At 30.0% G+C, this 11,840-nt stretch carries 15 protein-coding genes; all 15 read right to left on the bottom strand.

Features of this window, described 5'->3' with window-relative positions:
* Nucleotides 1-230: 230 nt before the first annotated feature.
* On the bottom strand, nt 231-392 hold the full coding sequence (locus tag SPJ17_RS01775; protein ID WP_321092158.1) for a hypothetical protein: 162 nt from the start codon (nt 390-392) through the stop codon (nt 231-233).
* A gap of 143 nt (nt 393-535) precedes the next feature.
* Nucleotides 536-877 carry a zf-TFIIB domain-containing protein gene (locus SPJ17_RS01770; RefSeq protein ID WP_321092155.1) on the bottom strand — a complete coding sequence of 114 codons (342 nt, stop codon included), beginning with the start codon at nt 875-877 and terminating at the stop codon, nt 536-538.
* Nucleotides 874-1,392 (bottom strand): hypothetical protein, encoded by a 519-nt coding sequence (locus SPJ17_RS01765; RefSeq protein ID WP_321092154.1) that lies wholly within the window; start codon nt 1,390-1,392, stop codon nt 874-876. Before SPJ17_RS01765 ends, SPJ17_RS01770 begins: the two co-directional genes overlap by 4 nt.
* Nucleotides 1,392-2,018 (bottom strand): DUF4417 domain-containing protein, encoded by a 627-nt coding sequence (locus tag SPJ17_RS01760; protein ID WP_321092153.1) that lies wholly within the window; start codon nt 2,016-2,018, stop codon nt 1,392-1,394. The genes SPJ17_RS01765 and SPJ17_RS01760 overlap by 1 nt, the downstream gene beginning before the upstream one ends.
* Before the next feature lie 94 nt (nt 2,019-2,112).
* Nucleotides 2,113-2,784 (bottom strand): nitroreductase family protein, encoded by a 672-nt coding sequence (locus SPJ17_RS01755; protein WP_321092151.1) that lies wholly within the window; start codon nt 2,782-2,784, stop codon nt 2,113-2,115.
* Nucleotides 2,785-2,786: 2 nt separating this feature from the next.
* Nucleotides 2,787-3,212 (bottom strand): MarR family winged helix-turn-helix transcriptional regulator, encoded by a 426-nt coding sequence (locus SPJ17_RS01750; protein WP_321092149.1) that lies wholly within the window; start codon nt 3,210-3,212, stop codon nt 2,787-2,789.
* A 111-nt stretch (nt 3,213-3,323) separates the two neighbouring features.
* Nucleotides 3,324-3,809 (bottom strand): NUDIX domain-containing protein, encoded by a 486-nt coding sequence (locus SPJ17_RS01745; protein ID WP_321092147.1) that lies wholly within the window; start codon nt 3,807-3,809, stop codon nt 3,324-3,326.
* A 153-nt stretch (nt 3,810-3,962) separates the two neighbouring features.
* Nucleotides 3,963-4,493 (bottom strand): GNAT family N-acetyltransferase, encoded by a 531-nt coding sequence (locus tag SPJ17_RS01740; RefSeq protein WP_321092145.1) that lies wholly within the window; start codon nt 4,491-4,493, stop codon nt 3,963-3,965.
* Nucleotides 4,494-4,948: 455 nt separating this feature from the next.
* Nucleotides 4,949-5,455: a hypothetical protein gene (locus SPJ17_RS01735; RefSeq protein WP_321092143.1), complete on the bottom strand. Its 507-nt coding sequence runs from the start codon at nt 5,453-5,455 to the stop codon at nt 4,949-4,951.
* A gap of 156 nt (nt 5,456-5,611) precedes the next feature.
* A complete protein-coding gene (locus SPJ17_RS01730) occupies nt 5,612-5,737 on the bottom strand; it encodes a hypothetical protein (RefSeq protein ID WP_321092141.1) in 126 nt (41 codons plus the stop codon).
* 26 nt (nt 5,738-5,763) lie between these two features.
* Nucleotides 5,764-7,080, bottom strand: coding sequence for an AAA family ATPase (locus SPJ17_RS01725; protein ID WP_321092139.1), 1,317 nt, complete (start codon nt 7,078-7,080; stop codon nt 5,764-5,766).
* A gap of 487 nt (nt 7,081-7,567) precedes the next feature.
* Nucleotides 7,568-8,143: an RNA 2'-phosphotransferase gene (locus SPJ17_RS01720; protein WP_321092138.1), complete on the bottom strand. Its 576-nt coding sequence runs from the start codon at nt 8,141-8,143 to the stop codon at nt 7,568-7,570.
* Nucleotides 8,109-8,564 carry a hypothetical protein gene (locus SPJ17_RS01715; protein ID WP_321092136.1) on the bottom strand — a complete coding sequence of 152 codons (456 nt, stop codon included), beginning with the start codon at nt 8,562-8,564 and terminating at the stop codon, nt 8,109-8,111. Before SPJ17_RS01715 ends, SPJ17_RS01720 begins: the two co-directional genes overlap by 35 nt.
* 190 nt (nt 8,565-8,754) lie before the next feature.
* Nucleotides 8,755-10,230, bottom strand: coding sequence for a 23S rRNA (uracil(1939)-C(5))-methyltransferase RlmD (rlmD, locus tag SPJ17_RS01710; protein ID WP_321092134.1), 1,476 nt, complete (start codon nt 10,228-10,230; stop codon nt 8,755-8,757).
* Nucleotides 10,231-10,241: 11 nt separating this feature from the next.
* Nucleotides 10,242-11,795 (bottom strand): ABC-F family ATP-binding cassette domain-containing protein, encoded by a 1,554-nt coding sequence (locus SPJ17_RS01705; RefSeq protein ID WP_321092133.1) that lies wholly within the window; start codon nt 11,793-11,795, stop codon nt 10,242-10,244.
* Between the last annotated feature and the right edge of the window lie 45 nt (nt 11,796-11,840).

Raw genomic sequence — 11,840 nt, 5'->3', positions numbered from 1 at the left:
CATTATACGGGAGCTAGGGTACCTCTCTTTGTCCCAGTAAAAAAATCAGCAAGAATTTATTCTCACTGATATTTCTATTTTAACATAATCATATTTCCTTTACTACGGAAGATTATATGAGTCAACGATATTAATAATGCTATTGCAAAAGATTTATAGATAAATATACATAATAAAAAGCATTATTGACTTGTGGTAAATCTAATGACTAATATGCTGTTTAAAAATAATTAATTTTTATTCTCAGCCACCACGCCTAATAATATCTCTTTGTCAGCTAGAAATTTAGCATTGTCAAAGTTACATGCTGATTCTTCAGTATCAAATACATAATAAGAAGAATATAAATCAATATTCTTATTTAATATAAAAACTTCTTTATTTGTATCCATTAAATTAATTCCAGTTATTGATTCACCAGTTTCTTGGCCTAAAATCTAAATAGTTCTTTAATTAAAATCTAAATCTAAAATAACTTTATCTTTCATTTTTGTTTATCCTGATTAATCTAAGACTTCATATAAATATATAAAATTTACCACTTAAATTCAGGAGTAATGGAATATTTGATATTAAGACCATCTAACGCATTTCTTATATCATATATCTTTTTAGCTTCTCCTTCGATTAGTATCCCACCATCATTTAGCATTTTCTTAGCCGCCAATAGGTTTATATTCACTTGCTTTGATATTAATTGAACTTGAGAAATATTGCTATCTTGAGGCAAAACTTCCATCTTATAAATTGTTTCATCCTCATCTATTGGTTCAACAACAAAGGCACTAACACCATAATTACATTGTGGGCAATGATACTCTCTACTATTCATTTTAATTATTTCATTTAAAATACTTCCACATTTTGGACAATTCATCTCGATCTCCCCTTTCTTGGATAAAATATTCTAAATTCCTCTCTAATTGAGCCAGTTCGACTCTCAGAAATATAATAACTACCATCTGATTCGGCCCATAAAGTAGTCCTTGGTGCATATACGATTGTATTTAATTTATTAGCTAGATTTTGTGCAAATCCATTATCTAATTTCCCCGTACTACAGGACAATAATTTTATAGGCTGACCTCTATAGTACTTCTTATCTCCTTTAATTATCTTTGCAACTGTTCTCCAATCGACCTCATGTGTTTTTCCATTAACATAAATCTCGACACTTTTAGGACCACCATGCGCCGCAAAATCAAAATTCCCTTCCGAATCCTTATCCTTTCGACGTTCTATATAATCATGAAAATAATTGTATTTAGGATCAGCCAAATTTATATCACCAGGAACCGCATGTGCCACTAGTTTGCTTATTAATTCATAATTTTCAATACTAACTTGTCCTCTAACACCTGAAGCAAGCCCACTATTAATTCTTCTTCCCATTATTTGATACCTCCACAATTTCTAATTTGTAGAGTATTTGGAATATAAATAATCGGAATCCCTTTACTTATAGCGTACCATAAGATAGAATCTGATGATTCTTTTGATGCAACTGTATAAATTATTAATGCCTTAGGAGAACGAGTATCTATTAATACTTTAAGCGCCTTCATAAATAATTCTCTTTCAGGACCATACATTACGCCTTTTAAACTTATGCACACATTAGATTTTTCCATAATATAGCCAAAGCACCAGCCAAATGTATCTTCAAGTCCATAAGTTATGAGCGGAAAAACAATACCATCGCATTCGAAAGTAAGCCATAAATATACTACAATTTCTTTTTTAATATTATGCAGAATTTGTTCCTCATCAAAGTCACCATATGGTGAGTAATCAATAGGTATAAAAAACTTAACATCTTTATATCTGCTCTTATAATATCTAAGCAATTCAATATCCTTATACACTATAGCGTTATATAAACCATCTATGGTATCAAAATACGAATCATCTTTAAAAAAACATACACCTGTATTTGGCGTTTTGTTAAATAAACCAGGCTCACTATCTAACGCAAGGAAATCAGGATATTGGTCAACAAATGAGCCTATATCAGGCAATGCTTTAGGATTGAATTTAGTAGTCTTGTTAGTTAAATAAAAACCGTATACATCACTGATCTTCTATTTTTAATTTCATTTAAAATATCCATACTTATTTTTCCCATTCAAAGTTCTCTTTTCCAGCTCCAAGCTCAAAATGGTATTTGATGATACCCTTATCGATGCCACGATACATTCCATCTCCCATATCTATTTTTACCATATTACCATTTCCAACAATTTTATATTCCTGTCGATTTAGGGCTGTTGGGGCATATAGTGTTGCCTCAACTCCATTTTTAAACCACTCAGGAGTATCATTTTCCATATAATTTGAAACCTCAAGTGGGGTTCTTTTTTCTTTATGAGGTTTACCGTTATTCATTCCAAAGCCTATAACTAAAATACCTAAAACCTGGGATTTCTTAACCTTTTTATGTACATGGAATTTATTGTATGTCCCAGATATAAACCATGTATTTAATCCTAGCGTTTGTGCATAAAGCATTAAATCACATGCTGCATAGCCTATACGCTCCTCTAAATCCTTTGCATGATTTCCACATAAGATAATATAGTTTTTTACTCCCTTGCATAGAAAAAGCCTTAAAAATAATGGTATTGCAAAGGAATCCTTTGTAATAAGCTTCATATTTAATAAATATTTTTGGTTATTTTCTTCGATCCTTTCATTTATAACATCGATAAATGAATCAGGAAGGTTCTTATCTAAATATTTCCTTACGGTATGTCTTTTATACATTGCATCAATCATTTTCATCATTTTTATTTACCTTCCCCAATTATATTTCTTGAAACCTTATCAGATAAAAGGAATAAGGCCTCTAATTCTTCCTTTGAAAAACCACAAAATAGCTCTTCTTCGAGCTTTTTCTTTTGTTCTTGATAATACCTTATAATAGGCTTTGCTTTTTCTTTAAGTTTCAAATGGACAATTCTTCTATTTTCACTTGAACAAATTGCACTTAAATAATCGCCTAATTCAAGCTTTCTTACCGCAGTGGATACATTCGATTTCGAATAGCCTGTATATTTTACAATATCTGTTGCGGTATCCTTCTTATTCTTTGCTAAGTATAAGATGATATTCGCTTCTGCTGGATTTAAAGCAAAGCTTTGGCAAACATCATCAAACATTTGTTGATAACGATTCTTAAATTGATTTAAATCATCCCAGAATTTTTCACTCATCCTATCACTTCCATTCGATTTTGAACTGTTCTATATTGAACATTTTAGCATAGATATAACGATTCGTCAAGGCAAAAGAAAAGGAATGAGGTAATCATTCCATTTTCAAGGCTATTTTTTTAAATATTCTAGGTAAAACCATTTCGCTAGGGAGTCTGGCTTTATATTATCTAAGACTTCATTTTCTTTAAACCATTTATAGCTATCGATTTCATAATTTAGCTTAAGGCTACTTATATCATCGAATTCAAGGATAAAATTACACATAAGTGTATTGGAAGCAGGATAATATTTTGAGGTATTAAATGTAATTTTGCTAGGAATTAAATTTATTTCCTCTTTAATCTCTCTTTTTACTGCATCCTCTAGTCCTTCACCTAAATTTAAATAGCCTGCCACTAAAATATAATAAGGCTTATGATATTGCTTAATTAATAATATAGTATCTTGATATTTGCATATCATAGATACTGCAGTATTAAACATAGGGAATCGGTATTCCTTACAATTTTCACAATAAGGAATTAATCCTTCATGCTCTAATTCCTTTAAAGTTAGCTTAGCGCCACATTCTGGGCAGCATTTTTGTTTGATCATACTCCACCTCTATAAATTCAATTTATCCTTATGTAATTTTGATAAATAAATTTTATTTATGGTATTTATTCTTTTTATAAATTATATTAATAATTAACAGAAAAATATAAGTTAAATTTATAATTTTATTATTTTTTATAAATATTATTTATATTATTCAATCTCAATCCAATATCTTTGAATTAAACCAGATTTTGTTAATCCAGCCTCATCGACTACATCATCCTCTAGGATTCCACCATTTCTTAAAATAGCCTTTGAGGATCCTTCATTAATACCATCACAGGTAATTAAAATTTCATGTAAGCCTATCTTTTTAGCTTCTTCCTTTATCAGGGCAACAATTTCTGTTGCGTAGCCCTTTTTTCTTTCGTCTATTGCAACACTAAAGCCAACATTGCCACCAAAATTAAGCAAGAATGGAGTTAGCTCGTGACGGAAATCGACAATACCACAAACCTTATTATCGCTCTTTCTTACAGCAAGATAAATTGTAGATGGTACATAGCCCCACAAATAATTCTTTTTATTTCTCTTTTCAAACTCTAGCCATTCCTCATAGGTTTTACAATCCTCAAGCTTACAGCAGCCATCGAATCTTTGATTATTCTTTAAAAAATCCTCTTTATATTTCATTACCTGATCCTTATATTCTAAGGTAGGCTTTATTAATTCTAGTTCCATATTGAATTCTCCTTTTATTGAAAGTTTCTTTAAGATAATTTTACACTATTTTATGGCAAAAGAAATAAAAAACATAAAAAAATGCCCTCTTTTCTTAGAAAAAGAGAGCATTCCTCTTATGAATTTGAAATTCATAAGATTGAATCATGTAACCGAACTCATTGATTCTTATAGTTTTTATTGGTAACAAAGGAGGATTCTTTTTTTATTTTTATATGATCCTTTAAAATTGAATTTGATTTTACCCATATAAAGCCTTACACCTATAATATCATTAGCCCTAATACCCATATAAACCCAAAACCTAAACATACCTATGTCATTTCATTATATCTTTAATGATTCACTAGTTTTTATCACTTTTAAGTTTATTTCTTTAATTTATATAATAGTTTAATTGATATATATACATGTTGCCATTTATATATAAATTTGTTACCAAACGGAATACCTAACTAACACTCGATGGTGTTTGTTAGGTTTGTTCTATCAATTGCAATTTGTAATCTTGCAATTTCTTGCTTTAATTCCTTAAGGATTACTGGAATAGAATCAATATCGTATAAGCATTCGCGAATCTTAATACGGTTTGGCTGGTCCGCTATTGTAGATGGAATAACAGTTCTTGTTACCTTTTGCTTAGATACTAATCTTTTCACTCTCTCTAAGGATTTTGTTAGCTGCGCAAGCTTAACTAGTCCCTCAGCAATGGAAGTCTTACCATCGTAATCCATAAGAATGGTAGTAGCATTACTATAGGCAAGTAAAGTACGGATTCTTCTTTCTTCTTCTAATAGCTCATTAAGCTTAGCATAGGATTCTTCGAAATTGAAATCCTTATATACGTCATCGCCTTCGTAATATGTTACAATAGAATATTCTGTGATATTATTTCTAATTTCAGCAATTTCAGTTTGTAGAGTTTTTAACTCCTTCATTAATTCTGCATTACATTTTCTCATTTTATTCGTACCTTCTTTCACTTACTCTATATGGAAATATTCAATTTTTGCAACCCAAAAGAAAAAAAGTAGTCCAATTTTTATAGACTACCATTTCTTCTTTGATTTTTTCCCTATTGCCTCAAAAGGATCCTCTCGCATCCTTTCGATATCCGATTAAGGAATATATTTCATTTTATTCTCTTTATAATTTTTTGTATTTTCCTTTTGCTTTTTAACTAAAGCTTCTAATTCCTCTAGCTCAGAATCCTTCTCTAAAACTGCAGCACTTTCGACATGCACATCTATATCTTTTAAATTGCTCCACGTTATACAAACATGATCAAATAAATTGGTAATATAACCAAACCATCTTTTATTTCAGATATATTTTTATTTCCAAAAATATATCCAAATGGAAGCTTATAATTTCCATCTTTTGAAACTAACTTGGGTATTGCTCTAAAATTGTTTTGATCTTTACCTGATTTAATTTCTATTGGTAGAACACTCAAATTATCGTAATCATTAATTAAAAAATCAACCTCACCTACTTTTTTACTATCAAAATAAAATAGATTATGACCATGAGCTAATAACTCCATAGCGCACGCTGTTTCATAAACCGAACCAAGATTAACACCCTTATCAGCATCTAAAATTGCTAATATATTATTTTTATACAGTAGATTTGTTAAAATACCAACATCATTGTAATATAACTTCACTAAGTTCTTACTTGTTGATTCATTAAGCGGAAAAACAGGATTACTTACTGCGTATGTATTGTTAGCCACACCAGATGCACAAAGATAATCGAATTCTTCTTCATATTTTTCTAGATTTGTGTCTTCTTTATTTTCTATTTTCTTAAATATTATTCTTTTAACTTTATTTGACATATTAGAAATCATCAAATCATAAAGCTTTCCAATTTTAAGTTTATGTTCTAAATCATATTTGGAGCAATCATCTTTGTAATACGTGAATGTTTGATTATGTACCGTTCTCATCTTCATGACATTTCTATTAATTACATATTCAATAACAGCATCAGGTAGTCCACCACATATTAAATAATCTTTAAATAAAGACAGAATCGTTCTATGAATAGGTTCGTCAACTTTGCTTCTTTTCAAAAAACACTCTCTCAAATATTCAATGATTTCATTTGAAACGTTATTTGCCCATAAGAATTCTTCAAAATCCATTGGATACATTTTGATCTCATTAATGGAGCCCATAGGTATAAAAGAATGTCTCAATGTAATACCAAGAAGAGAACCGCTCGCAATATATCTATATCTTGATTCTTTTTTCAAATCTTTAAGCATTGTAATTAGATGTGGATAAAATTGTATCTCATCTAAGAAAATTATTGTGTCATCCAATGAATTTAATCTATCGCCATATAAAGAACCGATTAACAAGTAAAACGATTTTGTTGTTTTAACATTTTCAAAAAGTTTTTCACCTTCATAATCAGATTTTAAATCAATTTCAACATAATTACTGAAATGTTTTGAGGCAGTCTTTCTAATAATATAGCTTTTCCCTATTTGTCTTGCTCCATCAATTACAATAATTTTATCATTAGAATTACTATAGTACTCATTTAGCACACTTTCAACTTCTCTCTTAAACAAGTAAATCATCATTTTCGTTTTTTCTAAATATGTTTTAGCATATTTTACCGGTTTTTCTAATAAAAATATGCATTGAAATTACGGTTAATCAAAAACGTGTTATTTAAAAAACGCAGCATGTTTCAACTGTGTTCATTGTTCTTGAGAACATGAATATGTAAAAGCATAATCATTACCTTGTATATTGTAATATGCTATGTTGTATTAAAGTTTGTGTTTGTATAAAAGAATATGTCTATCGCATTTTTCTCCTAAACACTTAACTTTTTAGGAGAATAGTCGATTGATTAGGAGATTAATTAGGGTTTTAGGTGAACATTTCAAATAAAGCAGCATTCTTATATGAATTGAGTGCCAACATAACATATCAATTAGCACTGGCACTTGACACTCATGTTATTTGCTAATATTAATATTAACTGTTTATAATCAACTAAAAATTATGAGTGCCACAATCTATTCGTGGCACTCATAATAGTATCATAACTTATTTAGTATCTAATTTTATTTTAATATATTTAGGAGGAACTTTATCACAAAGCCATACCTTATCATTTCCGATATAAAATATAACACCATCATTTACTGCCGATTGACAATCTATCTCTAATATTACAGGATTGTTATCTCTTCTTTTTCCAACAGTTATTGCCATTTTTTCATCAACTGATAGATGTACGTATTGTCTATTCATTGGAAGTAACCCATTGCTCACAATAGAATCAACAAACTTTTTAGCAGTTCCATGATATAAGATCTTTGGCGGAATAGCAATTTCTTTCGAAATCTTATTAATAATTGAATGCCCATATAATGCTCTTATCTTACCGTCTTTAATTTCATGGCGTTTTTTATCTGAGTTATTAACTATATATTCAAGATCCTCTTTAACTATTAACCTATCATATATATTTAATTCATTTAATGAAGCTAATAGTTGATTTATATCAACATATCCCTCATCATCAATTTCTAATTCATATTCCCATGGTGCATGTCTCAATGCATAAGATATCTCTTTTGATAATTTAATGTAATCCATTGCCTTTTTTCTTCCATTCATTAATTGCATCAATAACTAAAGAGTCATTGGTAGGAATATAATCAAATAGCTGTTCCTGTGAATATATACCGGAATGTAAAAAAATCTCAGTCGTCATTCCTTCTAACAGATACCCTGCTTCTTGATGCTTTTTGATATCAATATTTGCATATAAAAAAGCACAAAATTCAACTGCATTATATATTTTTTGCTTATAACCTTCATAACACCAAAATAAATTAGCAAAATTTAAAATTGAATCTTCGTCCTTACAATTGTTAAGTAGATAATCATACCATACATCATACACTGAATCCCACGAGAAATCTTGAATCAATTTTTCTGCAATATCTAAATATTCATAGTATACGTTATCATCTTCGAAATCAATTTCATAATTTACTTCGAACAATTTTTTTGTTATAATTTTGATATTTTCCATAATTATTTTCTCCATTTTGATTTATTATTTAATACATTAGGATATTTTTTACATATTACAATTTAGCTGTTTTCACAGCGCTACACATGCAAGGTTCGAAATAAAAAAGGTATTCAAGATTTTTAACAGTCTAAAATACCCCTAATTTATTATTTTAGAAAAATGGCTTAGTTAATCCAATTTTAATAGACTACCATTTCTTCTTTGGTTTTTTCCCTGTTGCTTCAAAATGATCCTCTCGCATCATTTCGATATCCGCTTTGGGGATATATTTCATTTTATTCTCTTTATAATTTTTGGTATTTTCCTTTTGCTTTTTAACTAAAGCTTCTAATTCCTCTAGCTCAGAATCCTTCTCTAAAACTGCAACACATTCTGTGTGTATCGTTCTTGGGAACATATCTACTGCAGTAATAGATTTAACAACATAATCATTCTCAGAGAATAAATATAAATCTCTTTTCAATGTCTCTGCATTACAAGAAATATAGACTACCTTTCTAGCACCTAAATAGTTTATAGCATTAATGAAAGCCTTTGTTGATCCATCTCTTGGTGGATCCATTAATACAACATCACATTTTTCTCTATTCTTAGCTAAATTGGTCATATAATTCGTTGCATCATCACTAATGAAGGTAACATTATTTATATTATTAATTTTAGCGTTTATTTTTGCATCTGTAATTGCATTTTTATTTAATTCAACACCAACAACCTTTTTTGCGTATTTGCTTGCAAAAATTGAGATTGTACCAACACCACAATATGCATCAATTACCATATCGCTCTTTTTAATTTCAGCCTTTTCTAAGGCTAAATTATATAGTTTTTCCATACCTAGGGTATTAATTTGGAAAAAGGATGTGCCTGAGATTTTAAATTTATAGCCACCTACAGTTTCATAAATAAAGCCTGGTCCATAAATTACCTTTTCCTTATCCCCTAAAACAATAGATGTATCTCTTGCATTATAGTTTTGTACAATGGTTGTAATTCCCAAATTTAATTTCTTTAAATCACTTACAACATTTCCTCTTCCTGGAAACATTTCCCCATTGGTAACTAAGACAACCATGATTTCTTTTGAATTAAAACCATAGCGAATATAAACGTGTCTTAGATTTCCTTCTCTTGTTTTCTCATCATATGGTCTTATTTTATTCTTCGTTAAAACCTTATTTAATGCAAGAATTACCTCATTTGCCTTTTTTGCTTGAAGCATACAATCCGTAATCGTTACAATTTTATGGCTATATTCCTGATATAATCCACAAACAACCTTTTTAGATTTGGATAGCTTATAGGTCATTTGACATTTATTTCTATAATTATTAGGCATATCTAAAGTAACTAAGGAAATATGAGGTAAATGGAAGGATTTAAATAAATCATTTAAGTATTTTTCTTTTAGCTTTTTTTCATATTCATAGGAAACATGCTGAAATTGACATCCACCGCATTCTGCTTGATATGGGCATCCATCATAAATTCGATTCGGTGATGCCTTAATGACCTTATGTAATGCTGGATATTTTAAATCTGTATCAACTAAAATATCTTCACCTTGAATGACATCATGAATTTTATATTTTTTATTATTTAATTCGATTTCTGTATCTGGAATATATCCAACAGATACATTCTTAAATTCCTTTAATGCCATTTTATCAGCTCCTATAATATTTTTGTTGTCCAATCCTCTGCGTTTAAAATGTCTGTTGCAATATCATTATAAAACTCTGGCTCATGAGATACAAGAACAACTGTTCCCTTAAATGCCTTTACGGCATCCTTTAGGGATTCCTTTGCGTAAACATCTAAATGGTTGGTAGGCTCATCTAGGATTAATGTGTTGCATTCCTGTAGCATAATCTTACATAATCTTACCTTTGCAGCCTCTCCACCAGATAACACCATCATCATGGATTCAATCTTTTCCTTCGTTAAGCCGCATGCGGCAAGCGCACCTCTAACCTCTGCATTCGTCATAGAAGGATACATATCCCAAATCTCTTGGTGTGCTGTTTTATCACTGTATTCCTCTTCTTGGGCGAAATAGCCATAATGGACATTATAATCCATTTCACATTTACCACTTAATGGCTTTAATATACCAAGTAAGGTTTTAAGTAAGGTAGATTTACCAATACCATTCGCGCCCTTAATAACAACCTTTTGGCCTCGCTCTATGGTAAAGGATACTGGCTTCGTTAATGGTTCTGAATAGCCAATGACTAAATTTTCAGCAACAAAGACAAATTTTCCTGATGAACCACATTCCTTAAATTTGAAATTGGGTTTAATAACTTCCTTTGCTTTATCGATGATTTCCATCTTATCTAGTCTTCTTTGTCTAGATTTTGCTAAATCTGTTGTAGCAACTCTTGCTTTATTTTTATTAATAAATTCCTTTAAATCACGAATTTCCTTTTGTTGCTTCTCATAGGCAACATTTTGATTTCTCTTTTCAATTTCATACATTTGCATATACTGATCATAATTACCTGTATATCTTGTTAAGGTGCCATCCTCCATATGATAGATAACATTAACCACCTTATTTAAGAAGGGTACATCATGGGATACTAATAAAAATGCATTTTCATAATTTGCTAAATAATTGGTTAACCAATTAATTTGAGCCTCATCTAAGAAGTTTGTTGGCTCATCAAGAATCAAAATCATAGGTTTAGCTAAAATAAGCTTTGTAAGTAAAACCTTTGATCTTTGACCACCAGATAAATTGGATACATCATGATCAAGTCCAATATCACCAAGTCCAAGTCCATTAGCAACCTCTTCAATCGTTGCATCAAGGCTATAGAATCCTGAGGATTCAAGTAAAGTCTGCATTTGTCCTGTATCCTCTAAATACTGGTTCATTTCTTCTTCTGTGCAATCACACATTTTTTCATATAAAGCATTCATTTCAGATTCTAAATCATACATATGCTTAAATGCTTCTCTTAATACATCTCTTATCGTCTTACCCTTAGATAGAGTTGTATACTGATCTAAATAGCCCGTTGTGATTCTTTTACACCATTCAATTTTACCATCATCTGGTGTTAGCTCGCCTGTAATCATTTTTATAAATGTAGATTTTCCTTCGCCATTTAAACCAATTAATCCAATATGCTCACCCTTTTGCATAACAAAGGATGCATTTTCAAGTATAGTTCTATTTCCAAAGGAAAAGGATACGTTTGTACATTTTAATATGCTCATGTTATTACCCCATTTTTACCTATTTTAATTCAACAGATAGATAAT

Source organism: Anaeroplasma sp. (genome assembly GCF_034179385.1).
Lineage (GTDB): Bacteria > Bacillota_I > Bacilli_A > Acholeplasmatales > Anaeroplasmataceae > Anaeroplasma.
Note: the sequence above shows the minus strand (reverse complement) of the source record. Positions and strands in the feature narration are given on the sequence as shown.

What these genes read in the sequence shown, in the direction of transcription:
- SPJ17_RS01775 (WP_321092158.1), bottom strand. Translation starts at nt 392, where the DNA reads ATGGATACAAATAAAGAAGTTTTTATATTAAATAAGAATATTGATTTA.
- SPJ17_RS01770 (WP_321092155.1), bottom strand. Translation starts at nt 877, where the DNA reads ATGAATTGTCCAAAATGTGGAAGTATTTTAAATGAAATAATTAAAATG.
- SPJ17_RS01765 (WP_321092154.1), bottom strand. Translation starts at nt 1,392, where the DNA reads ATGGGAAGAAGAATTAATAGTGGGCTTGCTTCAGGTGTTAGAGGACAA.
- SPJ17_RS01755 (WP_321092151.1), bottom strand. Translation starts at nt 2,784, where the DNA reads ATGATGAAAATGATTGATGCAATGTATAAAAGACATACCGTAAGGAAA.
- SPJ17_RS01750 (WP_321092149.1), bottom strand. Translation starts at nt 3,212, where the DNA reads ATGAGTGAAAAATTCTGGGATGATTTAAATCAATTTAAGAATCGTTAT.
- SPJ17_RS01745 (WP_321092147.1), bottom strand. Translation starts at nt 3,809, where the DNA reads ATGATCAAACAAAAATGCTGCCCAGAATGTGGCGCTAAGCTAACTTTA.
- SPJ17_RS01740 (WP_321092145.1), bottom strand. Translation starts at nt 4,493, where the DNA reads ATGGAACTAGAATTAATAAAGCCTACCTTAGAATATAAGGATCAGGTA.
- SPJ17_RS01735 (WP_321092143.1), bottom strand. Translation starts at nt 5,455, where the DNA reads ATGAGAAAATGTAATGCAGAATTAATGAAGGAGTTAAAAACTCTACAA.
- SPJ17_RS01720 (WP_321092138.1), bottom strand. Translation starts at nt 8,143, where the DNA reads ATGAATGGAAGAAAAAAGGCAATGGATTACATTAAATTATCAAAAGAG.
- SPJ17_RS01715 (WP_321092136.1), bottom strand. Translation starts at nt 8,564, where the DNA reads ATGGAAAATATCAAAATTATAACAAAAAAATTGTTCGAAGTAAATTAT.
- rlmD (WP_321092134.1), bottom strand. Translation starts at nt 10,230, where the DNA reads ATGGCATTAAAGGAATTTAAGAATGTATCTGTTGGATATATTCCAGAT.
- SPJ17_RS01705 (WP_321092133.1), bottom strand. Translation starts at nt 11,795, where the DNA reads ATGAGCATATTAAAATGTACAAACGTATCCTTTTCCTTTGGAAATAGA.